The 25467-nt window shown below is 61.6% G+C and carries 23 protein-coding genes and 1 pseudogene; 13 read left to right on the top strand and 11 right to left on the bottom strand.

Going from position 1 to position 25467, the window contains the following annotated elements; genetic code table 11:
• Nucleotides 1–29 precede the first annotated feature (29 nt).
• From Q8L89_08610 to Q8L89_08590, 5 genes and pseudogenes are all read right to left on the bottom strand, one after another.
• Nucleotides 30–629 (bottom strand): annotated as a pseudogene (locus Q8L89_08610) (GTP-binding protein).
• 29 nt (nt 630–658) lie between these two features.
• Nucleotides 659–1621, bottom strand: coding sequence for a sulfate adenylyltransferase subunit CysD (cysD, locus tag Q8L89_08605; GenBank protein ID MDP1709105.1), 963 nt, complete (start codon nt 1619–1621; stop codon nt 659–661).
• A complete protein-coding gene (locus Q8L89_08600; protein MDP1709104.1) occupies nt 1621–2319 on the bottom strand; it encodes a phosphoadenylyl-sulfate reductase in 699 nt (232 codons plus the stop codon). Before Q8L89_08600 ends, cysD begins: the two co-directional genes overlap by 1 nt.
• A gap of 4 nt (nt 2320–2323) precedes the next feature.
• Nucleotides 2324–4645 carry a nitrite/sulfite reductase gene (locus Q8L89_08595; GenBank protein MDP1709103.1) on the bottom strand — a complete coding sequence of 774 codons (2322 nt, stop codon included), beginning with the start codon at nt 4643–4645 and terminating at the stop codon, nt 2324–2326.
• Between the two features lie 41 nt (nt 4646–4686).
• A complete protein-coding gene (locus Q8L89_08590; protein ID MDP1709102.1) occupies nt 4687–5454 on the bottom strand; it encodes a sulfite exporter TauE/SafE family protein in 768 nt (255 codons plus the stop codon).
• Between the two features lie 122 nt (nt 5455–5576).
• On the opposite strand from Q8L89_08590, the gene cysB reads away from it, so the two are divergent.
• Nucleotides 5577–6509, top strand: a complete 933-nt coding sequence (cysB, locus tag Q8L89_08585) for an HTH-type transcriptional regulator CysB (protein ID MDP1709101.1) — start codon at nt 5577–5579, stop codon at nt 6507–6509.
• A gap of 1 nt (nt 6510) precedes the next feature.
• Here the strand turns inward: cysB and topA are convergent, their stop codons facing one another.
• The 4 genes from topA to Q8L89_08565 form a co-directional block, all read right to left on the bottom strand.
• Entirely contained in the window at nt 6511–8802 is a 2292-nt protein-coding gene (gene topA, locus Q8L89_08580) for a type I DNA topoisomerase (protein MDP1709100.1), read from the bottom strand.
• Between the two features lie 181 nt (nt 8803–8983).
• Nucleotides 8984–9463 (bottom strand): DUF494 domain-containing protein, encoded by a 480-nt coding sequence (locus Q8L89_08575; GenBank protein MDP1709099.1) that lies wholly within the window; start codon nt 9461–9463, stop codon nt 8984–8986.
• Nucleotides 9460–10575, bottom strand: a complete 1116-nt coding sequence (gene dprA / locus Q8L89_08570) for a DNA-processing protein DprA (protein ID MDP1709098.1) — start codon at nt 10573–10575, stop codon at nt 9460–9462. The genes Q8L89_08575 and dprA overlap by 4 nt, the downstream gene beginning before the upstream one ends.
• A 14-nt stretch (nt 10576–10589) precedes the next feature.
• The gene (locus Q8L89_08565) at nt 10590–11690 is read right to left on the bottom strand and encodes a LysM domain-containing protein (GenBank protein ID MDP1709097.1); all 1101 of its coding nucleotides are present in this window, start codon (nt 11688–11690) and stop codon (nt 10590–10592) included.
• 151 nt (nt 11691–11841) lie between these two features.
• On the opposite strand from Q8L89_08565, the gene def reads away from it, so the two are divergent.
• The 9 genes from def (at nt 11842) to Q8L89_08520 (ending at nt 22290) form a co-directional block, all read left to right on the top strand.
• Nucleotides 11842–12345: a peptide deformylase gene (gene def / locus Q8L89_08560; GenBank protein MDP1709096.1), complete on the top strand. Its 504-nt coding sequence runs from the start codon at nt 11842–11844 to the stop codon at nt 12343–12345.
• Nucleotides 12346–12377: 32 nt separating this feature from the next.
• On the top strand, nt 12378–13307 hold the full coding sequence (gene fmt, locus Q8L89_08555) for a methionyl-tRNA formyltransferase (GenBank protein MDP1709095.1): 930 nt from the start codon (nt 12378–12380) through the stop codon (nt 13305–13307).
• Nucleotides 13304–14635 carry a 16S rRNA (cytosine(967)-C(5))-methyltransferase RsmB gene (gene rsmB / locus Q8L89_08550; GenBank protein ID MDP1709094.1) on the top strand — a complete coding sequence of 444 codons (1332 nt, stop codon included), beginning with the start codon at nt 13304–13306 and terminating at the stop codon, nt 14633–14635. The genes fmt and rsmB overlap by 4 nt, the downstream gene beginning before the upstream one ends.
• A gap of 97 nt (nt 14636–14732) precedes the next feature.
• A complete protein-coding gene (locus Q8L89_08545; protein MDP1709093.1) occupies nt 14733–15386 on the top strand; it encodes a DUF4390 domain-containing protein in 654 nt (217 codons plus the stop codon).
• Entirely contained in the window at nt 15368–17566 is a 2199-nt protein-coding gene (locus Q8L89_08540; GenBank protein MDP1709092.1) for an ATP-binding protein, read from the top strand. Before Q8L89_08545 ends, Q8L89_08540 begins: the two co-directional genes overlap by 19 nt.
• Complete coding sequence (locus Q8L89_08535) at nt 17563–18954, top strand: sigma-54 dependent transcriptional regulator (protein ID MDP1709091.1); 1392 nt, start codon at nt 17563–17565, stop codon at nt 18952–18954. Before Q8L89_08540 ends, Q8L89_08535 begins: the two co-directional genes overlap by 4 nt.
• 7 nt (nt 18955–18961) lie before the next feature.
• Entirely contained in the window at nt 18962–20335 is a 1374-nt protein-coding gene (gene trkA / locus Q8L89_08530; protein ID MDP1709090.1) for a Trk system potassium transporter TrkA, read from the top strand.
• A 154-nt stretch (nt 20336–20489) separates the two neighbouring features.
• Entirely contained in the window at nt 20490–21944 is a 1455-nt protein-coding gene (locus Q8L89_08525; protein ID MDP1709089.1) for a TrkH family potassium uptake protein, read from the top strand.
• A 10-nt stretch (nt 21945–21954) separates the two neighbouring features.
• Nucleotides 21955–22290, top strand: coding sequence for a tetratricopeptide repeat protein (locus Q8L89_08520; protein MDP1709088.1), 336 nt, complete (start codon nt 21955–21957; stop codon nt 22288–22290).
• Here the strand turns inward: Q8L89_08520 and Q8L89_08515 are convergent.
• Together Q8L89_08515 and Q8L89_08510 are read right to left on the bottom strand one after the other, a co-directional pair.
• Nucleotides 22287–22538, bottom strand: coding sequence for a DUF2007 domain-containing protein (locus Q8L89_08515; GenBank protein ID MDP1709087.1), 252 nt, complete (start codon nt 22536–22538; stop codon nt 22287–22289). The genes Q8L89_08520 and Q8L89_08515 overlap by 4 nt on opposite strands.
• A 7-nt stretch (nt 22539–22545) precedes the next feature.
• Entirely contained in the window at nt 22546–23277 is a 732-nt protein-coding gene (locus tag Q8L89_08510) for an ATP-binding protein (GenBank protein ID MDP1709086.1), read from the bottom strand.
• 68 nt (nt 23278–23345) lie between these two features.
• Here Q8L89_08510 and Q8L89_08505 point away from each other — a divergent pair, with 68 nt between their 5' ends.
• The 3 genes from Q8L89_08505 to hemF all read left to right on the top strand — a co-directional run bounded on the left by Q8L89_08505 (nt 23346) and on the right by hemF (nt 25466).
• On the top strand, nt 23346–23585 hold the full coding sequence (locus Q8L89_08505; GenBank protein ID MDP1709085.1) for a hypothetical protein: 240 nt from the start codon (nt 23346–23348) through the stop codon (nt 23583–23585).
• On the top strand, nt 23582–24328 hold the full coding sequence (locus tag Q8L89_08500) for a 16S rRNA (uracil(1498)-N(3))-methyltransferase (protein ID MDP1709084.1): 747 nt from the start codon (nt 23582–23584) through the stop codon (nt 24326–24328). Before Q8L89_08505 ends, Q8L89_08500 begins: the two co-directional genes overlap by 4 nt.
• A 223-nt stretch (nt 24329–24551) precedes the next feature.
• The gene (gene hemF, locus Q8L89_08495) at nt 24552–25466 is read left to right on the top strand and encodes an oxygen-dependent coproporphyrinogen oxidase (protein MDP1709083.1); all 915 of its coding nucleotides are present in this window, start codon (nt 24552–24554) and stop codon (nt 25464–25466) included.
• Nucleotide 25467 lies beyond the last annotated feature (1 nt).

The following is a 25467-nucleotide window of genomic DNA, read 5'->3' as shown; positions in this document are numbered from 1 at the left end:
AGGTGCTCGAGCAGCGTCGATCCCGACTACCACGCTGCCCGGGCGCTACGGTCGACCACGTTGTCGCCAGCGAGCGCGCTGACCGGAATGAAGACAACTCGATCGAAGCCCAGACGCCCGGCGAAGCGGGAGAACTCCGCGCGGATGTGCTCGTAGACCTGTTGGTCGAAGGCGACCAAGTCCATCTTGTTCACGCAGACACACAGGTGCCGTATCCCGAGAAGCGACGCGATGAATGCGTGGCGGCGCGACTGCTGCAGGACACCGAGGCGCGCGTCGATGAGGATGATGGCGAGGTCGGCCGTCGAGGCGCCGGTAGCCATGTTCCGGGTGTACTGAACGTGCCCGGGCGTGTCGGCGATGATGAACTTGCGCTTGCTCGTCTGGAAGTAGCGGTAGGCCACGTCGATCGTGATGCCCTGCTCGCGCTCGGCGGCCAGGCCGTCCAGCAGCAGGGCCAGTTCCACGCGCTCGTCGCCGCGCTTCTCGGAAGTGCGCGCCACGGCCGCGTACTGGTCCTCGAAGATGCAGTTCGTCTCGTAGAGCAGGCGCCCGATCAGGGTCGACTTGCCGTCGTCGACGCTGCCGCTGGTGGTGAAGCGCAGCAGCGTCTTCCCGCCGTCGGACATGGCAGAGGGGCGTTCGGTGTTGCCGGCCATCAGAAGTACCCCTCGCGCTTCTTCTGCTCCATGGACGAGTCGCTGGTCAGGTCGATCAGCCGGTTCTCGCGCTCGCTGCGCCGCGCCTCGACCACTTCCTCGATGATCTGGTCGACCGTCACCGCATCCGACTCGATGGCCCCCGTGCAGGGGATGCAGCCGAGGCTGCGGAAGCGGCAGTTGACCTCGGTGATGTCCTCGTCGCGGAATCCCAGCTTCCCGTCCGGGTCGACGATGTCCCGGTGCTCGCACGGCACCAGGATGCCGCCCAGGCGCACCACCTTGCGCGGCCGCGCGAAGTACAGCGGCACGATCGGGATCGATTCCTGCCGGATGTACTGCCAGACGTCCAACTCGGTCCAGTTGCTGAGCGGGAAGACGCGCATGTTTTCACCGGGGTGTACGCGCGTGTTATACAGGTCCCAGAGTTCTGGCCGCTGGTTTTTCGGGTCCCACTGGCCGAACTCGTCACGGAAGGAAAAGATGCGCTCCTTGGCGCGTGCCTTTTCCTCGTCGCGGCGGGCGCCGCCGAAGCAGGCATCGAAGCCGAACTCCTGAATGGCATCAAGCAGGGTGACGGTCTGCATCACATTGCGGCTCTGGTTTTCGTGCCGGACCTTGATGCGGCCACGGTCGATGGAGTCCTGTACCGAGCGCACGATGAGACGTTCGCCAAGTTCGGCGGCACGCTTGTCGCGGAAGGCGATGACTTCCGGAAAGTTGTGCTCGGTATCGACGTGCATGAGCGGGAACGGAAAGCGTCCGGGACGAAACGCCTTCTCGGCCAGCCGCAGCATGACGATAGAGTCCTTGCCGCCGGAAAACAGCAGTACCGGGTTTTTACACTCTGCGGCGACTTCGCGCATGATGTGTATGGCCTCGCTCTCGAGGATGTCGAGATGGGCAAGCGCGGTGCGCGCGCCTGGCTGTATGCCTGCGCTACGGGCGGATAATTGTGACATCAGTGTGTGTTTCCTGAGGATTTTTGGGGGTGCAGGCCGCACTCTTTAAGGTCTTCGTGCTCCCACCACCAGCGCCCGGCGCGAATATCTTCGCCTTTAGTGATGGCGCGGGTGCACGGTGCACAACCGATGCTGGGGTAGCCTTTGTCGTGCAGCGTATTATACGGCACATCGAAACGGCGGATGTAGTCCCACACGTCCTGTTCGCTCCACTCAATCAGCGGATTGAATTTTTGCAGGCGATTGTCGGCGTCCCATTCCTGTAGCGCCGTGTCTGCCCGGGTGGTCGATTGGGTACGGCGCAGGCCGGTGATCCAGGCCTGGTGGCCCGCCAGTGCGCGCCTGAGCGGCTCGATCTTGCGAATATGACAGCAGTGCTTGCGCAGCGCCACGCTTTCGTAAAACGCGTTGGGACCGTGGCTGCTCACAAATTCCTGCACCGCTTCGGGCTGCGGGAAATATACGCGCAGCGGCAGTTTGTAGCGCGTGCGCACACGCTGGATCAACTGGTAGGTCTCCTCCGGCAGGCGTCCGGTATCGAGCGTAAACTGGCTGATGCCGGGCGCATGCGTGCAGATGAGGTCGGCGAGCACCATGTCTTCGGCACCCAGGCTGTTGGCGAAGGTGGCGGGCGCATGCTCCGTCGCGATGGTTCGCAGCAGCTTGCCCGTCTGCTCGATGTGGTCGTCAAGCGTCATGACTTCAGGCGGACTGACTCGCTGTTGTGGCTTCGTGCTTTTTCTGCACCCGCACGCGGGTATGCGTGCCGTGCCCGATCGAGGACAGGATGCTGTGCCCGTCCTTGGCGAGACTTTCCGAGACCTGGTTGGCAGGGTCGCCCGCCTCCAGCAGAAAGTCGATCTCCTCGCCCGAGGCGAGCTTGCCGAGTTCCAGTCGGGCCTTCATGTAGTGCACCGGGCAGCCATAGCTTGACAGGTCAATCAATGCGACCGGCGCGCGCGCGCCAGCCTGCGGCACGACAGGCCTGGGCAGTGAGGTGGAAAGATCAAGCTGGCTGTCGGTCGCCTGGCACAGGACCGCGCTGGCGCGGGTCCAGTCATCCAGTTCGGCCAGCAGTTGCGTGAAGGCGGTTTCATCATGCTCTGTTTTGAGCGCGTCAATGCCCTGCGTGAGTGCTGACAGGCGTTGGGCGAGGACAGCATTTTCCGGGCGCAAGTCGGGCAGCACGCGTGCGATCTCGGCGATGTCGTCGAGCTTTTTCGCGCCGGAAATATACAGCAGCGACTGGCCGATCAGCCGCAGTATGGCCTCGGCGCACTCCAGCGCCTCGCTGTATTTGTGTTGCGAGGCGAATGCATTGCGGCAGTCACGTTCGTAGGCGGCCTCGGCAAACTGTGACGAGACCAGTTCCTGCGCCGCACCCGCACACTCGCCACCGCCCAGTTGCAGCACCTTGAAGTCGGCGGCTTCGCCGTGGTCGTGCAGCACGCCGGGGAGTTCGTCAGGCATGATCTTGAGCAGATCGGCCAGTAATTCGGTGAAGGATTCCTTGCCCCGGCGCCGGGTCCAGTGGAAGAAGGTTTCACCCTCGGTGCGCTCCTTGAGGTAGGCCTCCTGCACCCGGCTGACGGCAGTCTCAACCCGCGCTGCCGGTACCGAAGGCCCCTTGAGGGCGAGACCGCCGTGGGCGCGTCCGTCGCCGCCAAAATACATTTGATAGTGCGGCACCAGCTTGCCGTGCAGGCGTTTACCTTCGCCGTAAATGCCGATGTCGCCGGTCTCGGGCTGGGCGCAACCGTTGTGGCAACCACTGGCGCGGATGCGCAGGTCGGCGCTGCTGCCGTTGAGTTTGGCGCCGATGATTTTCGACGACGTGATGCCCAACCGGCAGGTGGAGGTGCCGGGGCAGGCAACCACATCGTCGCCGGGTTTGGGCAGGCCAAGGCCGAAGTTGGCGAGTGCGCTGTCGATGGCTTTGATGCGTGCGTTGGGCACGCTCATCAACATCAGGTTTTGATCCTGTGTGGTGCGGATGTCGGTCAGGCCTTCATTCAGCATCAGTTGCGCAATGCCGCGCAGTTGCGGGCCGGTGATGTCACCGATGGGGATGCTGATCGGGAATACCGACAGCCCCGGCTGTTTTTGCGCAAACACCGCGCGCGGCGCACCCATGCCACAGGCCTCGCCCGGCGTGTTGGCTACCCAGTCGCCCCTGGGATAGTCGCGGCCTGCGAAGGCGGCCTTGGTGCGCGCGTATTCTTCCTTGTATTTCTCGACAAACCCCTCCGGGCCAAAACGATCGACCAGGAATTTGATGCGGGCCTTGGCGCGCTTGACGCGATCCGAATAACGGTGATGCAGTGAGACCAGGGCCTCCATGCTGGGCAGCAGGTCCTGCTCCTCGATGAACGCCTCCACGGTGATGGCCTCGTGCGGCTTGTGGCCGAGTCCACCGCCCGCCACGATTTTGTAGCCGTGACGACCTCCTTGTTTTACGGCGATCACGCCGACATCGTGCATCATGCCTTGCGCGCAGTCGTGCTCGCAGCCGGAGAAGCTGATCTTGAATTTGCGCGGCAGGTGCTGGGTGAGCGGGTGGCGCAGGAAATGCGCCACCGCGCCGTCCATCACCGGCAGGATATCGAGGTGTTCGCGCGGGCAGACGCCGGCCAGCGGACAGGCGGTGATGTTGCGCACCGTGTTGCCGCAGGCCTCGCGGGTGGTGAGGCCGGCCGCGGCCAGGCGCTGCATGGCCGCCGGGGTGTGGGCCAGCGGCACGTAGTGAATCTGGAAGTCCTGCCGCGTGGTGACGTGTACCACGGGATGGTCAACATAGGTCTCCAGCACGTCGGCGATGGCGACCAGTTGTTCCGGCAGCATCTTTCCGCCCGGTACCTTGACCCGCAGCATGTGAACGCCTTCCTGGCGCTGGCCGTACACGCCCTGCTGCAGGCGCGCGGACATGAAGCGGTCGGCATCCAGTTGCAGGCCAAGATAGGCCTGCACCGCCTGCTGGTAGCGGTCCATTTCCTCATGGTTGACCAGAATGTCTGCCTTGTTCATGTTGCCTTGCTCCTTGAATAATACGGGTACGATGACATGTGTCAGTGCGTTACGAACTTGATGCCGATCAGCATCAACATGCTGGCCAGCGCCACTCGCAATACGTTTTCGGGTATTTTAACGCCCAGGTGGCTGCCGATATAGATGCCGGGCAGCGAACCCAGCAGCAGGCTGCCGAGCAGCACGAAATCCACATTCCCCATCTGCAAGTGACCGAGTCCGGCCACCAGTGTCAGCGGTACGGCGTGCGCGATATCGGAACCGACAATTCTGACGGTGGGGATGAGCGGATACAGCAGAAACAGGGCGACTACGCCGATGGCGCCTGCGCCGATGGAGGTGAGCGTGACCAAGGCGCCCAGCACCGCGCCGGTCGCGATGGTGGCGCTGTTCAGCCCGGCGGTATGGGCACGGGTCTTGAACCAGGGGTGCTGTTGCAGTTGTTTTTTGAAGATCAGCGCCAGTGCGGTCAGCATCACCGCCACACCGATCAGCGGAATGATCAGGGCGTCTACCTGCCAGCCGCGCGTCCCCAGGTAATGCAGCAGTACCAGGGTGAGCAGGGAGGCCGGCAGGCTACCCGTGGCCAGCAGGCCGACGATGCGCCAGTCGATCGTGCCCCGGCGTCCATGCACCCAGATACCCCCCATCTTGGTGATGGAGGCGAACAGCAGATCCGTCCCCACGGCCTTTACCGGTGGCACGCCGAACAGTATCAGCAGCGGTGTCATCAGCGAGCCGCCACCGACCCCGGTGAGGCCGACCAGGATGCCGACCAGCAGGCCGGAGAGTGTATAGGCGATGTCCATGGGTGTGGATTGTTCCGAATAGAGGGGCAATGCTCCAGCCAGTGGCGCACTTTAACATCTGTATATATACTTTTCTAACAATATTATTCTATTTATATATAACTTTATATTATAATGAAGCCATGAACCTGCAACAGTTACGTTTTATCTGCGAGGTGGAGCGCCAGGGCCTCAGCATGTCGCTGGCCGCGCGCGCCCTGCATACCTCGCAGCCGGGCGTGAGCAAGCAGGTGCACCTGCTGGAGGAGGAGCTGGGTGTCCGCATCTTTGAGCGCAATGGCAAGCGCCTGGCGGGCATTACCCTGCCGGGGCGCACCATTCTCGCGCAGGCCGCAGAGATACTGCGCGACGTGCAGAACATCAAACAGATTGGTACGGAATATACCCACGAGGCGGCCGGCAGCCTGTCGCTGGCGACGACCCATACCCAGGCGCGCTACGCGCTGCCCCCGACCATTCAGAAATTTACCCAACGCTATCCGCAGGTCAATCTGCACATCCACCAGGGCAATCCAACCCAGGTGGCGGAAATGGTGGAGCAGGGCGCGGCCGATATCGGTATCGCTACCGAGGCCCTGGCCCTGCATCAGGCGCTGGTGGTCATGCCCTGTTACCAGTGGAACCACTGCGTGGTGGCGTTGCCGGAGCACCCGGTGTTGCAGCAGGTGCCGCTGACGCTGGCAGTGCTGGCCAGTTATCCGCTGATCACGTATGACTTTGCCTTTGCCGGGCGCTCACACATCAACAAGGCGTTCGACGCCCAGGGCCTGAAACCCAACATCGTATTGACCGCGCTCGACTCGGATGTGATCAAGACCTATGTCGGGTTGGGGTTGGGTGTGGGTCTGCTCGCCCGCATGGCGTTCGAGCCCGAGCGTGACCGCAATCTGCGCATGCTTGATGCCGCGCACCTGTTTGCGACCAGTACTACCAGTATTGCGGTACGGCGCGGGTCATTTCTGCGCGGCTACCAGTATGCCTTTATTGAATTGTTCGCATCACATCTGACGCGCGCCGCCGTAGACAAGGCCATGTCCCCGGGGAAAGAGTTGTAGTTCAAGTGTCTGTGGTGGCCGCTGGCTCGGCGGGTGTGGCGTAGCCACATTCCTTCTGCGGGCATACTTTTTCCGTGCCACGGCGCTTGGTGGTCTTGAGGGTGAGCAAGGGCCACTGGCACTTGGGGCAGGACTCGGGCACAGGCTCGTTCCATACCGCGTAGGTGCATTTGGGATAGGTCGCGCAGGAGTAGAAAATTTTCCCGTAACGCGATTTGCGTTTCAGCAGCGTGCCCGCGTGACAAACAGGACACTCAACGCCGGTGTCGGCAGGCTTCTCCAACGGCTCGATATGCTTGCAGTTGGGGTAGTTGGTGCAGCCGATGAATTTCCCATAGCGCCCGGCCTTGATCAGCAGCGGGTGGTCGCACAACGGACAGTTGCGCCCCTGCACGATTTCCGGTTCCGCCAGGCCTGGCTTGTCGTCGAGGTTGCGGGTGTAGTCGCAGTCGGGGTAAGCGGTGCAGCCGATGAATTTGCCGCGCCGACCCAGGCGGATGGAAAGTGCTTTGCCGCACTTGGGGCACGCCTCATCCAGCGCCTCCTGGGTGACGTCCTTGCGCTGTACGGTCTCGTCCTTGGTGGTCACCTGCTTCTTGAACGGTTCCCAGAATTTCTTCATCACCGGCACCCAGTCTTTTTCGCCGCGCGCGATGGCATCGAGTTCGTCTTCAAGCCTGGCGGTGAAGTCGTAATCGACGTATTGGGTGAAGTGCTGGGTGAGGAACTTGTTCACCACGCGCCCGACGTCGGTCGGCGTGAAACGGTGCTTGTCGAGCGTGACATATTCGCGCGCCACCAGGGTGGAGATGATGCTGGCATAGGTGGACGGACGGCCTATGCCGTATTCTTCCAGTGTCTTGACCAGGCTCGCCTCGGTGAAGCGCGGCGGCGGCTCGGTGAAGTGCTGTTCGCTGCGGATGCCGAGCAGGGTGACGGTTTCGCCTTCCTTGAGCGGTGGCAGCACCGGCTCCGCCTCTTCTGCTTTTGCGTCGTCGCTACCCTCCTGATACACAGTCATAAAGCCGGGGTTGACCACGGTGGAGCCGCTGGCGCGGAACAGGTTGTCTTTGCCGGCGGCAAGATCAACACTGACGGTGTCGATGGTGGCGTGGATCATCTGGCAGGCAACAGTGCGCTTCCAGATCAGCTGATACAGCCGGAACTGGTCGGCGGTCAGATGTGTCTTGATGGATTCCGGTGTGCGCTCCACCGAGGTCGGGCGTACTGCCTCATGCGCCTCCTGCGCGTTCTTGGCGCGGGTTTTGTAGGCATGCGGTTGCCTGGGTAAATTTTCGGCGCCATAACGCTGGGTGATAAAGGCACGGATTTCGGCCACCGCCTCTTGCGCCAGGCTGACCGAGTCGGTGCGCATATAGCTGATGAGCCCGACAGCACCCTCACCAGCGTCGATGCCTTCATACAGTTGTTGGGCGGTGCGCATGGTGCGCTGTGCGCCAAAGCCCAGCTTGCGGGCTGCCTCCTGTTGCAGTGTGGAGGTGGTAAACGGCGCGGCGGGATTGCGCTTGCGGGTTTTCTTTTCCAGCCTGGCCACTACCAGCGTACCGGCGGCGGCTTTTTCCAGTGCCTTTTGCGCGGCGTGCGCCGTATCGGCTGCAGTGATGCTGAACTGCTCCTGTTTCTGACCCTGGTACAGGCTGAGGCGGGCGCTGAATTTGTGCTTGTCTTTGGCGGTATCGGCCTCGAGGCTCCAATACTCGCGCGCCACAAATCTTTCGATCTCTTCCTCGCGCTCCGCGATCATGCGCAACGCCGGACTCTGCACGCGGCCCGCAGACAGTCCACGGCGGATTTTTGTCCACAGCAGCGGGGAGAGGTTGAAGCCCACCAGATAGTCGAGCGCACGCCGCGCCTGCTGCGCGTTGATCAGCTCGACGGACAGCTCGCGCGGGTGCTCCACCGCCTCGTTTACCGCGCGCTCGGTGATTTCATGAAATACCACGCGCTGCACGGTCTTGTCTTTGAGTGCGTTGCGTTCCTTGAGGATTTCATGCAGATGCCATGAGATGGCCTCACCTTCGCGGTCAGGGTCAGTGGCAAGATACAAGGTGCCGGCCTTCTTTATTGCCTTGGCGATGGCGTCGACGTGCTTCTCGTTTTTTTCGATGAGCTGGTACTTCATGGCGAAGTCGTGCGCGGTATCTACGGCGCCTTCCTTGGGTAGCAGGTCGCGCACGTGGCCATAGGAGGCCAGCACCTCGAAGTCCTTGCCCAGGTACTTCTTGATGGTTTTGGCCTTGGCCGGCGACTCAACAATAACGAGATATTTCATATCAATACAGTTGCTGGTGGCGAGTCGCCACTGCCTTTATTAAAGCAAAGCCCGCTGGACGCGGGCTTGAAAGTTTTGGAAGCAACTTTGAGCGCTGCTTAATTTCCATGATTGATGAAATATCTGCGCATGTTTATTAGTAAGTTTTGCGTTGCTAGCCACTCGCTACTAGCTACTGTCTCTAATGCAGATTGCCAGCCGTTTCGTCGAACACAATATTCTTCATCCAGGCGAAGGCGGCTTCCTGGCCAGGGCGATTGAACAGTACCATGAGTACGACCCATTTTAGTTCGTCGAGGCTGATTTCTTCCGCGCCGAGGGCCATGACACGGTCGATGACGAGCTCACGCGCAATGGGGTCGAGGACACCGCTCTGCTGCAACAGATGCAGATAACCGCAGCCTGCAACATCAAGCTTTGATATCTCCTGGTCGGTGAAGATGCGCAGCGACGGGTTGACCTGGGTGGTATGCGACACAGGTTGATCCTGCAGCTGGGTAAGTCCTTCCAGCCAGTCCAGCGCCTTGTCTATTTCGGTGTGCGGGAAGCCTGCCTCCATCAGTTCAAGTTTGAGTGATTCCTGATCCGGGTTGATATCGGTCTCTTCGTCCAGATAGCTTTCGAACAGGTACATCAGCACATCCAGTACGTTTTCTTTCATGTAAGCTCCTTGTTGCCAATCCGGGAGTAGCATCCGCCCGCAGACGAAGTCACGCACCCTTGCAGCTCCAGGGTCAAGAGAATGGAGGAAACCACCTCCGGCGTCAACCCGCTGCGCCTGATGATAGTATCGACCGCTACCGGCTCGAAGCTTAGGCAGTTGAGCAGGGCTTTTTGTTCGACCGTGAATGAGGCCTGATCGTTCCCTGGGGCCGTTGAACCGGCTGCGGATGGGGCAAAACCGCCTGTCAGTGGCCCCAGCTCCTCCAGGATATCCTGCGCCGTCTCAACCAGTTTGGCGCCCTGTTTCAGCAGGGCATGGCAGCCGCGCGCCAGCGGGTTGTGAATTGAGCCGGGGATGGCGAATACCTCGCGTCCCTGCTCGGCGGCCAGCCGCGCGGTGATCAGTGAGCCGCTGTTGGCGGCGGCCTCCACCACCAGTGTGCCGGCGCTCAGGCCGCTGATGATGCGGTTGCGGCGCGGGAAGTGTTCCGGCAGCGGGGGCGCGCCCGGCGGCAGTTCGGAGACCAGCGCGCCAGCTGCGACGATGGCATGGGCCAGCGTGCGATGTCGGGCGGGGTACACGCGATCGAGGCCGGTGCCGGCGACGGCGAGGGTGGCGCCACCACCCTCCAGCGCCCCCCGGTGGCTGGCGCCATCGATGCCGAGCGCAAGTCCGCTGGTAATTACCAGCCCAGCCTGCGCCAGGTGGCAGGCGAAGGCGTGGGCGGTTTCGCTGCCGCCGGGGGTCGGATTACGGCTGCCGACCATGGCCAGCTGGGGGCGGGTGAGGAGTGCCGGGTCACCGTGCACGAACAGGATCGGCGGCGGATCGGCAATTTCGCGCAGCAGTGGCGGGTAGGCCGGGTCGCTCAGGGTGAGCGCATGGTGCGCAGGCTGCTCCAGCCAGCCCAGGTCGCGTTCGACGCTGTCCCAGTCCGGCCGACTGAGATACTCCAGTGTGGCGCGCGTGAGGCCCAACTTGGCGCGCTGTGCGGTGCTGGTCTCAAACAGGAGGCGAGGCTCGGGATAGTGCTGCAACAGTCCGAGAAATGTGACGGGCCCGACGCCGGGCGCGTGCAACAGGGCCAGCCAGTAGGCAGTGTCGTGCAAGCCGGTATTCAGCTTTAAGGTGCTTTCACCGTGTCATAGAGGTGCATGGGCCCCTTGGCTTGCATCACCAGGGCGTAGCTCACGCGCTCGAAGCTGCGAAATACCATTACAGCGCCAGCCCGCTCATCGGGCAGGGTGACAGGGTCGTTGCGTACTTTGCTGAGGGGATCCTGTATGGTCTGACCCGCCTGATATACGGCGAAGATGTGGCCGGTTTCAACACCGTGTTGGGTGCCGCGGTTGAGCACCACGATCTGCCCCTGGCCGATGCGTGATACGCCGTTGAGAACCGCGATGATGCGGCCTTCGGTGTCGGCGCCGGGTGCATGCGGCTGGAACACCTGTTCCAGCTCCTGTTCGTCGGTAGGCAGCAGCCGGTCGCCGCGTCTGACCTCGCTGCTGGAGCGCAGGATGACAAGTGTGGCGGGGTCGCCACTACGCACGAGACGGGCTTCGCCGATATACACGGCTTCATGGCCCAGAATGTCTTCGTCTGCGGTGGAGGCGACGCCCGCAGGGGCATCACGATAGGCGGAGCCCAGCCGGTAGATCATGAAGTGCCGGGCATCGGGCTGCGTGATGCCGCGTACATAAACGTTGTCACCCGCCGCCGTGATCACATGTTCGTCGGCACCGGCAAGCACGTACGGTGCATTTTCCAGCTCCTCACGGTTCACCACGCGTGGCTGGGTGAGGAACTGGCGTATGGCGTCTAGCGGAATGGTTGGTATGGGGTGAACGATGGTACTGCTGCGCACTTCGGGCGAGAGTTTGACGGTTGAGCCGATGCCGTTGCCGCGCTCCAGATGCAACTCGGGCGCGCCGTCAGTGTAACGTAACACGACGACATCACCCGGATATATAAGGTGCGGGTTTTGGATTTCAGGGTTGCCCTTCCATATCTCCGGCCAACGCCAGGGGTCGCGCAGGAAGCGTTCCGACACACCCCACAGGGTGTCGCCCGGCACGACCGTGTAGTGATCGGGCGGATTGGCGTTGAGCGCCAGTTCGTTTGCTGTGGTGGCGGAGATGAGCGTAAGCCACACACCAAAAACATACGCTGTACTGCGTAATTTCCGACTGGCCAGTACCTGCATGATGTCCTCCCCTGTCATGTTTTCATCTGTCCTGCCCCGCAACAGACGCCAGTGGCGAATAACGGGCACCATCCGTTACAATGATGACGTGTGCAGACCGGCATGTGCACTGTACCGTGTGCGCCGGATGTTTGCCAATCAAGCCCTCTGTGTCGATGGTGTAACGTCCATGGCCTTACTTAATATACTGCATTTCCCCGACCCGCGCCTGCGCAACAAGGCGCGCCCGGTGGGGCGTGTCGATGCGGCTGTGCGTGCACTGGTCGCTGACATGTTTGAGACCATGTACGCTGCACCGGGCATCGGACTGGCGGCAACCCAGGTCAATGTGGCGCAACGGGTGCTGGTGCTGGACATCTCGCCCGAGAAGAATGCCCCGTTGTGCTTCATCAACCCCGAGATCACTCACAGCAGTGGCGTGGAGGAGATGGAAGAAGGCTGTCTGTCGGTGCCGGACGTGTTTGAAACCGTACAGCGTGCCGAGCGGGTGACGGTGCGTGCGCTGGATAGTGCCGGCAAGCCCTTTGAACTGGAGGCCGAGGGCCTGCTGGCGGTGTGTATTCAGCACGAGATTGACCATCTTGAGGGCAAACTGTTTGTGGATTATCTCTCGGAACTGAAGCGTACACGGTTACGCAAGCGTATGACAAAGGTGCGTCAGTACGCCCTGTGAGTATTGCTGCGTCAGATCCCTCGCGTCTGACCATGGTGTTTGCCGGCACGCCGGCATTCGCAGCGGTGATATTGCAGGCCCTGCTCTCTGCCGGGGTGACGGTGAGCGCGGTCTATACCCAGCCTGATCGGCCCGCCGGGCGCGGCCGCAAGCTGACGCCAAGCCCGGTCAAGCAGCTTGCCGCTCGACACGCACTGCCCGTGCATCAGCCTCCCAGCCTGAAAGACAGCCAGGCACAGCAGGCCCTGGCTGCATTGCACGCCGACCTTATGGTGGTGGCGGCCTATGGCCTGCTGTTGCCGCCGGTGGTGCTGGCGGCGCCTCGGCTTGGCTGCATCAATGTGCATGCCTCACTGTTGCCGCGCTGGCGCGGTGCAGCGCCGATCCAGCGCGCCATTCTTGCCGGCGACAGCGAGACCGGTATCAGCCTGATGCAGATGGATGCGGGGCTCGATACCGGGCCGGTGCTGTTGCGGCGCAGTTGCCCGATTCTGCCTGCGGATACCGCCGCGAGCCTGCATGACCGCCTTGCGCAACTCGGCGCCGAGACCCTGCTGGCCGCACTGCCCGCCATCGCACGCGGTGCGATCACCCCTCAACCACAGGATGACAGACAGGCCTGCCATGCGCCGAAGATTGACAAGCGCGAGGCAGAGATCGATTGGCAGGAGCCCGCACAGGCGCTCGCGCGCAAGGTGCGGGCCTTTTACCCCTGGCCAGTGGCGCATACCCGCTGGCAGGGTGAGCCGCTGCGACTGCTGGCCGTTGCCGCGCTGTCGCAGACGGTGAGTGCGCTACCGGGTACGGTGGTGCAGGCTGGCGCGGCGGGTATCGACGTGGCCTGTGGTGAGGGTGTGCTGCGCATTACCGAACTGCAGCTGCCCGGCGGCCGGCCGGTGTGCGCACGCGATTTTCTCAATGCCCATGTGATACATCAGGCCAGGCTGGGCTGGCGGACATGACTGCCAATTCACGGGTGATGGCGGCGCGCGCGCTGGTGCAGGTGCTGCAGCAGCGGAAATCGCTGAATGATGTGCTCGCCCAGCACGCGGCGGAATTCACGTTGCAGCGCGAACGCGCGCTGATGCAGGAATTGTGCTACGGGGTGGTGCGCTGGAAACCACGACTGGAGGCCGTGCTTGAGTGTCTGTTGCGCACGCCATTCAAGGAGCGGGATCAGGATATTCACTGCCTGCTGCTGGTCGGTTTGTATCAGCTCGCATATTTGACGCTGCCGGCGCATGCCGCCGTGGATGCTACGGTGACGGCGGTCGGAGTGCTGGGCAAGGGCTGGGCCAAGGGCGTGGTGAACGCGGTGTTGCGCAACTATTTACGCGACAGTACGCGTCTGCTGGCAGAGGCCGATGCCAATGAGGACAGTCGTCTGGCGCACCCCGCATGGCTGTTGGCGATGTTGCGGCAGGCGTGGCCCGAGTCCGAGTGCTCCCCTTCGTGGCAGGCGATCGTGGCCGCCAACAACCTGCGCCCGCCGATGTGCTTGCGGGTAAACGCTCGCCGTGCCTCGCGCGGACAGTATCTGGCAACGCTGCAGGCGGCCGGTCTGGCTGGCTATATCACCCCGCACAGTGCTCAGGGCGTGGTGCTGGAGCAGCCCATGGGTGTCGACAGCCTGCCGGGTTTCAGTGCCGGCGAGGTATCGGTGCAGGATGCCGGTGCCCAGCTGGCCGCCGGATGGCTGGGGGCAGAGCCCGGCGAGCGGGTGCTGGATGCCTGTAGCGCGCCCGGCGGCAAGACCTGTCATATCCTCGAACTTCAGCCTTCTCTGCTAGAATTGGTGGCGCTCGACAATTCTGTGCTGCGCCTGGCGCGGGTGCGGGAAAATCTGGTGCGACTGGGGCTGGAGGCGCAGCTGGTGGAGGGCGATGCCGGCGCGCCAGGGGGCTGGTGGGACGGCAAGCCATTTGACCGTATCCTGCTGGATGCGCCCTGTTCGGGTACCGGAGTGATACGCCGTCACCCCGACATCAAATGGCTGCGCCGACCGACGGACATCACTGCGGCTGCGCAGACCCAGCGCCGCCTGTTGCAGGCGCTGTGGCCGTTGCTGAAGCCCGGTGGTGTATTGTTGTACGCAGTTTGTTCGGTATTGCCGGAGGAGGGCGAGCAGCAGGTGCGCGATTTTGTTGCAGGGCAACAGGGTGCCCACGCTGAACCACTGCTGCTGCCCGGTGTGGCAGTGCCGGCAGGATCCCGGTGTGGCATCAGCCTGCCTACCGGCAGTTGCGGCGGCATGGACGGATTTTATTATGCGCGCTTACGCAAGCACTAGCAGGAGGTTGAAAAAGGCCATCCATGGCCTTTTTCAACCCGCAAAGCAAAAAGTGCGATTTTTGCTTTGCTTCATTTTTCAAGCACATAAACCGTGCTTGAAAAATGGCGGTGCATCCCTGCACCGCGCGCAGGCTGTTTTTCAACAGCCTGCTAGCCGCCGGCCCAGGGTTGCAGGCGCAGCGTTAGTGCTGGCGGCGGGGCTGTGGCTGGCGATGACTGCAGCGGCAGCACAGGACGTCGAGACCAGCTATTCCGGCAACGGGGAGTTTACCGTCCAGGGCGGCGGGGTGCGGCTGGTGGATGAGGTCTATCTGCTCGACGCACAGATCGATTACCTGTTCAGCAAACCGGTACTGGAGGCGCTCGAAAATGGCGTGCCGCTGGTGATCGAGTTGCAGATTGAGCTGTTGCGCCAGCGTGGCCTGTTATGGGATGAGCGGAAGGTGCGCCTCTCCCAGCGCTACCAGTTAAGTTATCACGTGCTGACCGAGCAATATCTGGTGAAAAATCTCAACAGCGCCGCGCAACAGAGCCTGACCAATGCCGGGGCGGCCATCGAGGCGCTTGGGCAAATTACAAGTCTGCCGCTGATTGACAAGCGCCTGCTGTTGGAGGACGAAAACTATGTGGTGCGGCTGCGCCCGCGGATCGATATCGATGCACTGCCGACACCGATGCGGCTGCCGGCCTATTTCTCGGCCCAGTGGCAGCTGACAGGTGAGTGGGTAATATGGCCGCTGCAGCCCTGAAACGCCCCTCCTCAGGGGTCGCGCTCATGATCGCGCTGTTTGCGCTGCTGCTGGTGTCGCTCTATCAAATGAGCGCGATCACGGAAAATTCCGCCGAGTTCAGCCGCCTGTACCTGCAACTGCTGGCGTTGAACGCGCTGGGCCTGCTGGTGCTTGCGGTGCTGATCACAGTCAATCTCGTGCGCCTGATCCGCCAGTATCGTGCGGGCGCGGCGGGTTCGCGGCTGACGTTGCGTCTGCTGGTGATGTTTGTGGTGCTCGCGGTGGCACCTGTGACCACGGTATTTTATTTCTCGCTGGGGTTTCTGCACCGCGGCATCGACAGCTGGTTTGATGTCGGTATCGAGCGCGCGCTCGGTAATGCGCTCGATCTTTCCCGTGCCGCGCTGGACATGCGTATGCGTGAATTGATCAAACAGACGGCACGCGACGCGCAGGAGCTTACTGGTGTGGCGGATAGTGGCTCGGCAGCGGTGCTGAACGAATTGCGATCCCGCAGCGGGGCGGACGAGCTGACCCTGTTCAGCCAGAAAGGGCGCATCATTACCTCCAGCAGCGTCGATACAGTGGCGCTGGTGCCGGATGTGCCGCGCGAGGCCATACTGTTGCAACTGCGGCAGGGGAAAAATTACGTTGGGCTGGATCTGGCGCGTGATGCCGGTCTGCACATACGCGTTGCCGTCAACGCGCCTGCCGACGGGCCCGCCATGGAAGGCCGTGTGTTGCAGGCCCTGTTTCCGGTGGCCGAGCGCATGAGCCGGCTGGCGGACACGGTACAGTCTGCCTTTGCCCAATACAGAAAGCTCGCTTATCTGCGCACACCCTTGAAATACAGCTTTACGCTGACGCTGTCACTGGTGCTGGCCTTGAGCCTGCTTACTGCATTGTGGGCCGCATTTTATTCCGCGCGGCGGCTGGCGGCGCCGATCCGCGAGTTGGCCGAGGGCACGCGTGCGGTGGCGGCGGGTCATTACGACACGCGCCTGCCGGTATCCGGCAATGATGAGCTCGGGTTTCTGGTGCAGTCGTTCAATGATATGACCCGACGGGTGGCGATCGCGAGTGATGACGTGAAGCTGAGTCAGCAGCAGGCGGAGGCCCAGAGTGCATATCTGGCTACGCTGCTGGAAAGATTGTCCTCGGGTGTCATGACAGTAAACCCGCAGGGCGGGCTGCGCACTGCAAATGTTGCTGCTGGCCAGCTGCTGGGTGTGGATTTCAGTACAGTGAGCTCACTGGAGCAGCTGGTTGCGGAGCAGCCCCAGTTGCAGCCGTTCGTGGACGCCTTGCAGCAGCACGTGCAAACACCGGATACGGAGTGGCGCGCCGAGATTATCCTGCCGTCAGCCGGGGCAGGGCGGCGCGTCTTCATGTGCCGGGGCGTGCCGTTGCCCGGCCTGGGTATGGCGCCCCCCGACCATCTGATCGTGTTCGATGACATGACCATGCTGGTGCAGGCGCAACGCGATGCGGCGTGGGGTGAGGTGGCGCGGCGTCTGGCGCATGAATTCCGCAACCCGCTGACACCGATTCAACTTTCCGCTGAACGCCTGCGGCACAAATACCTGAAGACCATGGATGCCAAAGATGCCGAAGTCCTGGATCGGCTTACCCATACCATTGTGCAGCAGGTGGAGGTGATGAAGGAAATGGTGAATGCGTTTGCCGAGTATGCGCGCACGCCACAAATGCGGCCCAGACTGCTCGACCTGAATCAACTGGTGACCGAGGTGCTGGATCTGTATCGCAACGATGCGACCGGTGCACGGTTGGAGGTGCATCTTGATCCAGACCTGCCGCAGGTCGAGGCCGATGCCGGGCGCCTGCGCCAGTTGCTGCACAACCTGATCAAGAACTCACTGGAGGCGATGCCCGACACGTACATCAGCGTGAGTACGCGCTGTGAAGAAGATGTGCGTTGTCGCCAGGTCGAAATTTGCGTGCAGGATAGCGGGCCGGGCATACCGGAAGAAATACGTGCCCAGCTGTTTGAGCCCTATGTAACCACCAAGCCCAAGGGCACCGGGCTCGGCCTCGCCATCGTGAAGAAGATCGTGGAGGAGCATGGCGGCACGCTCACGGCCGAGCAACCAGCAGACGGCGGTACGCGCATGATCGTGCGCTTGCCGGTGATGGCCGAAGCCACAGGCATGCGAACTGCGCAGGAGGGTATGGTGTGACGGCGGCCTATATTCTGGTGGTAGATGATGAGCCTGATATCCGCCGTCTGGTGCAGGAGATCCTGCAGGATGAAGGCTATGAGGTGAGCGTGGCGGATTGCGGCGCGGCAGCACGCGAAGCGCGGCGCGGCCGGCGGCCTGACCTGACACTGCTGGATATCTGGATGCCGGATATTGACGGTATTTCGCTGCTGCATGAGTGGAGCGAAGGCGGTGTGTTGTCATCGCCGGTGATCATGATGTCAGGGCATGGCACGGTGGAGACAGCGGTGGAGGCAACCCGCCTCGGCGCTTACGATTTTATCGAGAAGCCCTTGTCCATGGCGAAGCTGTTGCTCACGGTAGAGCGTGCGCTCGAGGCAGAGCGGTTGCGCAGGGAAAATATCGGCTTGCGGCGTCAGGTGCAGCCGGTCAGCGAGCCGCTTGGAAAGAGTGCAGTGATGCAGCAACTGCGCGAACAGGCGCGGCGCATTGCGCAGCACGATACCTGGGCGTTGGTTACAGGGGAGCCTGGCAGCGGCAAGGAAGTGGTGGCACGTTATCTGCACGCCCAGAGTCCACGGCGCGCGGGGCCATTTGTCGAAGTAGGGGTGGCTGCCATCGCGCGCGAAAACTCCGCCGTTGAGTTGTTCGGTAGCGAGTCGGGCGACAAGCTTTATTTCGGACATCTGGAGCAGGCGAGCGGCGGTACCCTGTTTCTTGATGAGATCGGTGATATGGACAGTGCCACCCAGGCACGCTTGCTGTCAGCGCTGGAAAACCGCAGCTTCCTGCGTGTCGGTGGCGCGCAACCGGTGGTGGTGAATGTGCGCGTTATTGCCGCCACACACCGTGACCTGCAGCAGGAGGTGCAAGCCGGACGCTTCCGTGAAGACTTGTACTACCATCTCAACGTTATACCGTTGCGCGTCCCGGCACTGCGTGAGCACAGTGAGGACGTGCCGGAACTGTTAAAGTTCTACATCGACTGGTTCGTGAATCAGGAGGGGCTGCCCTACCGCAGTTTTGTTGTTGCTGCGCAGAATCGCTTGCGCAATTACCCGTGGCCGGGCAATATCCGCGAACTGCGCAATCTGGTGCAGCGCCTGCTGATTCTGGGCAGTGGCGAGGAAATCGGTCTGGAGGAAGTGGAAGCCGCGCTGAGTAAGCGGCTGCTGCACACAGCAACGAGCCTGCCAGCAGAGGCTGTTGTCAGTGATTTTAATTTGCCGTTACGCGAGGCGCGCGACCAGTTTGAAAGGGCCTACTTCGAGCATCAGCTGCGACTGGCCGGCGGCAGCATGGGCAAGCTGGCGGCGCAGACGGGTATGGAGCGCACCCATCTCTATCGCAAGCTGCGTGCACTAGGTATTGATCCACGCCAGACGAAAGAGCCGGAGCAAAGCTGAAAGCGACATGAAAATAATTATTCTTGGTGCAGGCCAGGTCGGATCGTCCGTAGCTGCCAATCTGGCGGGCGAGGCCAACGATATCACGGTGGTGGACAACGATCCCCGGCGGCTGCAGGAACTGCAGGTGCGGTTTGATTTGCGCACGGTGCAGGGCCATGCATCACATCCCGAGGTGCTGCAGCGTGCGGGCGCAGCCGACGCTGACATCATTCTCGCCGTGACCAACAGTGATGAGACCAACATGGTGGCGTGTCAGGTCGCCAGCACATTGTTTAATACCCCGACCAAGATCGCGCGCGTGCGCCAGCAGGAGTATCTGTCTTCGCCGCAACTGTTCGGGCCCAAGGCCTTTCCGGTGGACATGCTGATCAGTCCCGAGCAGCTGGTCACAAACTATGTGCAACACCTGATTGAGTATCCGGGTGCACTGCAAGTGCTCGATTTCGCCGCCGGCCGGGTACAACTGGTCGCGGTTCGGGCCTATTACGGCGGGCCACTGGTGGGGCGCGAACTGTGCGAACTGCGCGAACATATGCCGGGCGTGGAGACCCGCGTGGTGGCCATCTATCGACGCGGTCAATCCGTCATTCCACAGGGCGTCACGGTAATCGAGGCCGACGACGAAGTATTTTTCATTGCCGCAACCAAGCACTGCCGCGCCGTGATGAGCGAGCTGCGCCGGCTGGATCAGCCCTACAAGCGAATCATGATTGCAGGCGGCGGCAACATCGGCAAGCGCCTCGCTACTGCACTGGAAAAGAACTATCAGGTCAAGCTCATCGAACATAATAAAAACCGCGCGCGCGCTATTTCCGAGGAGTTGCATGGTACTACCGTGCTTGAAGGTGATGCCACGGATGAAGATCTGCTGCAGGAGGAGGGCATCGAGGACATAGATGTGTTTTGCGCGCTGACCAATGATGATGAGGACAACATCCTGTCGGCGATGCTGGCCAAACGCATGGGTGCGCGCAAGGTAATGGCGCTTATCAACCGGGCCTCGTATGTGGATCTGATGGAAAGCGGCAGCATTGATATTGCGATCTCGCCGCAGCAGGCGATGATCGGCAGCCTACTGGCGCATGTGCGGCGTGGCGATGTGGCGGTGGTGCATTCTCTGCGGCGTGGTGCGGCCGAGGCAATCGAGGCGGTGGCGCACGGTGACAGGCAGTCATCCAAAGTGGTGGGGCGTTCCATCGAGGATTTCAAGCTGCCTGTGGGCGCCACCATCGGCGCTATCGTGCGCGGGGACGAGGTGCTGATCGCGCATCACGATACTGTTATCCAGTCGGAAGATCACGTCATCATGTTTCTGGTGGACAAGAAGCGCATCTCCGAGATCGAGCGCCTGTTTCAGGTTGGCGTGACGTTTATATAAAACAGTAGCGAGTGACTAGTGGCGAGGGGCTTCCTTTAAAACATTATTCATCAGAGATATCCATGACCCATCAAACCTCATTGCTCGCTACTAGTCACTCGCCACTCGCTACTTTCCACTAGCTACTCGCCACTAGTCACTAGCCACTGCCCTTATGCAATTCACCGTCATACAGCGCATCATGGGGTTGCTGCTGATGCTGTTCAGCATCACCATGCTGCCCCCCTTGCTGCTGGCCTATCTTGCGCATGAGCCTACGCTGCTGGCGTTCCTGTGGTCGTATGGCATTACGCTGGTCAGCGGTGCCCTGTTATGGCTGCCGGTACGCAAGGTGCGCAAGGAGTTGCGTCTGCGCGACGGGTTTGTGATCGTGAGTCTGTTCTGGGCCTTGCTGGCCCTGTTTGGCGCATTGCCGTTCATGTTGGCCCATGGCACGGCGACTTTCACCGATGCCTACTTTGAAACCATGTCGGGTCTTACCACCACCGGGTCTACCGTGCTGGCCGGGCTTGACCAGCTGCCGATGTCGATCAATCTATGGCGCGGTATGCTGCAGTTTCTGGGTGGCATGGGCATCGTGGTATTGGCGGTGGCCATTCTGCCCATGCTGGGCGTGGGCGGCATGCAGCTCTACAAGGCCGAAACCCCGGGGCCGATGAAGGACAGCAAGCTCACGCCGCGCATCAAGGAAACCGCCAAGTCGCTGTGGTACATCTACGTGGGCCTGGTAGTGCTGTGTGCCAGTGCACTCTGGCTTGCGGGCATGACACCGTTTGATGCCATCATTCACAGCTTTACCGCCGTGTCCACGGCGGGCTTCTCCAGCCACGATGCCAGCATCGCCTACTTCAACAGCCCGTTGATTGAAATGATTCTGGTGCTGTTCATGCTGCTTGGCGGTATCAATTTTGCGTTGCACTTTCTTGTGCTGCGCGGCCGCAGCCTGCGCGTCTATTGGCAGGATTCCGAGTTCCGCGTCCATATGGGCATCTTCGTGGCGGCCACTGTTGTGGTGACTGCCTACCTCGCCTGGAGCCATTACTATGCGGACATCTGGCAGGCGTTGCGCTATGCCGTGTTTCAGGTGGTGTCGATGGTAACGACTACCGGTTACGTCAGCGCCGACTACGGCGCCTGGCCGCCAGTGCTGGGCGCATTGCTGATGGTGCTGGCCTTCGTGGGCGGCTCGGCCGGTTCTACCTCCGGTGGCATCAAGGTGGTGCGCGCCGTACTGCTGTTCAAGCAGACCCTGTGCGAGATACGGCGCTTGATGCACCCCAGTGCGCTGGTACCGCTCAAGCTTTCCGGCAAGGTGGTGCCGGATCGCACGGTCGCGGCGATATCGGCGTTTTTTGCCACTTACCTTGCCTGCTTTGGTCTGATCGGGCTGGCCATTTCGGCCCAAGGCGTAGAAATGGTGACGGCATTCAGCGCCACGGCGGCAGCGATCAACAATCTCGGGCCCGGTTTGAACGGGGTCGGGCCTGCGAGCAATTATGCGGCGTTGCCGGAGGCCGCGAAATGGATGCTGTCCTTTGCCATGCTGCTCGGGCGTCTGGAAATATTTACCTTGCTGGTGTTGCTGACGCCTGCCTTCTGGCGCAAGTAATCACGGCGCCATGGGCATGATCGAAAACCTTGAGGCGATGCTGGCCAAGGGTGACGACTCGGCCCTGTTGCGCTATAGCCTGGGCACCGCCCATTTCAAGCAGGGGAACCTTGCGCGGGCCTGCGAACATCTGGCGCGCGCCGTGGCGCAGGATGCAAGCTACTCGGCGGCGTGGAAGGCCTACGGGCAAGCCCTTGCGGCGGTGGGGCGGGTGGATGAGGCGCAGGCGGCCTACGCCAGCGGGATACGTGTGGCCGAGGGTCGGGGCGACCTGCAGGCGGCAAAGGAAATGGGTGTGTTTCTCAAACGCCTGCAAAAAAACGTGCCTGCAGGTGCGAGCGACTAAACCTCCAGTTCATCCTCTGTGCCCGGGAGATCGCTGGAGTGATCGGTAGCGAGCACGGCCAGCGCACGTTCAGCGAATTCCTCGTCCACCTGCAGCTTGATACCACCCACCGCAATACTGTACAGCCAGTCGGTCTGCACCAGATGCTCGTCGGCAATGTGGCAGGGGATGCCCTCGGCCTCCAGGCTGCCCTTGGCGATGTGCGCCAGTGGCATGAGGTCGAACCTGGCCACCGTCACTAATTTCACGGCAGCGTTATTGCGCGGGTGCCATCAGTGGCTTGAGGGTGGAGAGCAGGCTCTTGAACAGCCCTTTGTTGCTGCTTTCCTCCGTGCCCAGCAGCGTTTTCAGATGCTGGCGCTGCATCGGCATGCTGAAGCAGGCCGGGCAATTATCGCGGATCACCGGCAACTGGGCGGCAGCGGCGAAGTCCCGCAGTTGCCGTTCGCGTGCATAGACCAGCGGCCGGATCACGCGCACATCACCGGCATCGTTGAGGTAGTGCGCCTGCATGGTGCGCAGTTTACCGCCGTGAAAGGCCGACATGAGAAAGGTCTCGGCGAGGTCGTCGAGATGCTGCGCCAGCGCCAGCACGTTATAGTCGTTCTTGCGCGCCGCGTCATACATCACGCCGCGCTTCATGCGCGAGCAGTAGGCGCAGAACGAATCGTTGGTCATGTTCTGTTTGGCCTGCTCCATGATGGGCTGGGCACGGTAAAAATACGGCAGGTTGAGATCGCTCATCACCTGCTTGAGCGGTGAAGGGTCAAAGCCTTCCACCTGCGGGTCTACCGTCACTACGCCCAGATCAAAATGCAGCGGCGCGCATTTCTGCAGGTGCAGCAGGATGTGCAGCAGCGACAGTGAGTCCTTGCCGCCGGAAACACCCAGCAGCACGCGATCGCCGTCGCGAATCATGTCGAACTCGGCAATGGCCTTGCCCGCGTGACGCAGCAGTGGCTTGGGTGGTTTTAGCGCGGTGTGCATGGGCCTATTCTACGCAATCCCGGTTATACTCGGAAGCCGCGTAACAGGCTGTTGGCTGGAGGAGGCGCATGTTGCCGTTTGAGGCTATAGAGTATTGGCATTGGTGGATCGTCGCAGCAGTGCTGGTGCTGCTGGAGTTTGCCACGCCGGGGCTGTTTTTCCTCTGCCTGGGCGTGGCGGCAGGCGTGACGGGCCTGATTTTGCTGTTTATGCCGCTGGGCATTCTGTACCAGTTGGCGCTGTTCGCCGTACTCGCCGCGCTGGCCATCCTGCTCTGGCGTTTTTATCTCAGGCGTTTTGCGGTGTGACCCTGCCGCGTATTTATTTCCCCGCGCTACTCGCCAGCGGCGCCATCGTCACGCTCGACAAACAGGCCGCGCAACATGTGCTGCGCGTGCTGCGTCTGGAGGTGGGTGATCCGCTGCTGTTGTTTAACGGCGAGCCGGTCGGCCAGCAGCACGGCGAATACCCGTGCACGCTGCAGGGTGTACAGGGTGCCACCGCTGTGGTGCAGGTAGGCGAATTTGTGGCACGCACAACCGAGTCGCCGCTGCACATTACGCTGGCGCAGGCCATTTCGCGCGGGGAGCGTATGGACTACGCGGTGCAGAAGGCGGCGGAGCTGGGTGTAACGCGTATCGTGCCGCTGATCACCGAGTTTTGCGCGGTCAAGCTGCAGGATGAACGCAAAGGCAAACGGGTCGCCCACTGGCAGGGCGTGGCGACGTCCGCCTGCGAGCAGTCGGGGCGGGTGCGGGTGCCGGTGGTGGAGGCGCCGCAGACCTTTTCCGACTGGCTGGCTGCGGTAAATGCAGACGTCAGGCTGGTGCTCGACCCGCTGGCACACGCCACGCTGCGGCAGTTGCCGCCGCCGCAGGGCGACATCGTTTTGCTGGTCGGGCCTGAGGGCGGCCTGAGTAATCTGGAAGTGATGCATGCCAAACAGTCCGGTTTTACCGGTGTGCGTCTGGGGCCGCGCATCCTGCGTACGGAGACCGTACCCGCCGCCGCGCTTGCCGCGATGCAAACCCTGTGGGGTGACTGGGCCTGAAGGGCACCTCTAAAATTGTGTCTTTTGCTCCAATACTGTTGCAGCTTCGCCAATTGATGGCTTTTGGGCTGCTCACATACTGGCGTGTATGCTGCGCTGCTCGACGGCGCTGCGCCTTGTCTTGAAGAAAAATCCATCATTTTCAGAGGCGCCCTGGAAACCCTTCTTGCAGGGAGCGACATGCACACCTAATATGCGTGTATTCGAATCAGGCTCATTGACCATGCACGCACCCGACATTCAAGCCGTCAAAGCCTATTTGCTGTCATTGCAGGATCGCATCTGCATCGCACTGGAGCAGGAAGACGGCAGCGGTACATTCACGGAAGACCTGTGGCAGCGTGCGGAGGGCGGTGGGGGCCGCTCGCGCGTAATGGCGGAAGGCGCGGTATTTGAGCAGGCTGGCATCGGTTTTTCACACGTGTTTGGCGACAAGATGCCGCCGTCGGCCACCGCCCACCGGCCCGAGCTGGCCGGGCGCGACTTCCAGGCGCTGGGCGTGTCGCTGGTGTTTCACCCGCGCAACCCCTGCATACCCACCACCCACTGCAATGTGCGTTTCTTCATCGCGCAGAAAGAAGGCGCCGATCCGGTGTGGTGGTTCGGCGGCGGCTTCGATCTCACGCCGTATTACGGTTTTGAAGAAGACGCCGTACACTGGCACCGTACCGCAGAGGCGGCCTGTCTTCCGTTCGGCGACGATGTGTACCCGCGCTACAAGAAATGGTGCGACGAGTATTTCTTTCTGAAGCACCGCAATGAGCCGCGCGGCATCGGCGGGTTGTTCTATGATGACCTCAATGAGGGTGGCTTTGAGCGCTGTTTCAGCTTCATGCAGAGCGTGGGCGACCACCTGTTGCCTGCTTACCTGCCCATCGTCGCGCGGCGCAAGAATATCGCCTACGGCGAACGCGAACGCGACTTTCAGCTCTACCGGCGCGGGCGTTATGTGGAGTTTAACCTGGTGTATGATCGTGGCACCTTGTTCGGCTTGCAGTCTGGCGGACGCACAGAGTCCATCCTGATGTCGCTGCCGCCGCTGGTAAAGTGGCGTTACAACTGGCACCCTGCGCCTGGCACGGAGGAGGCGAAGCTGTACGATGTCTTCCTCAAGCCGCGCGACTGGCTGGAAGGGTGAG

It is taken from the genome of Gammaproteobacteria bacterium, from assembly GCA_030680605.1.
In the GTDB taxonomy this organism is placed as follows: domain Bacteria; phylum Pseudomonadota; class Gammaproteobacteria; order SURF-13; family SURF-13; genus JAQBXX01.
Note: the sequence above shows the minus strand (reverse complement) of the source record. Positions and strands in the feature narration are given on the sequence as shown.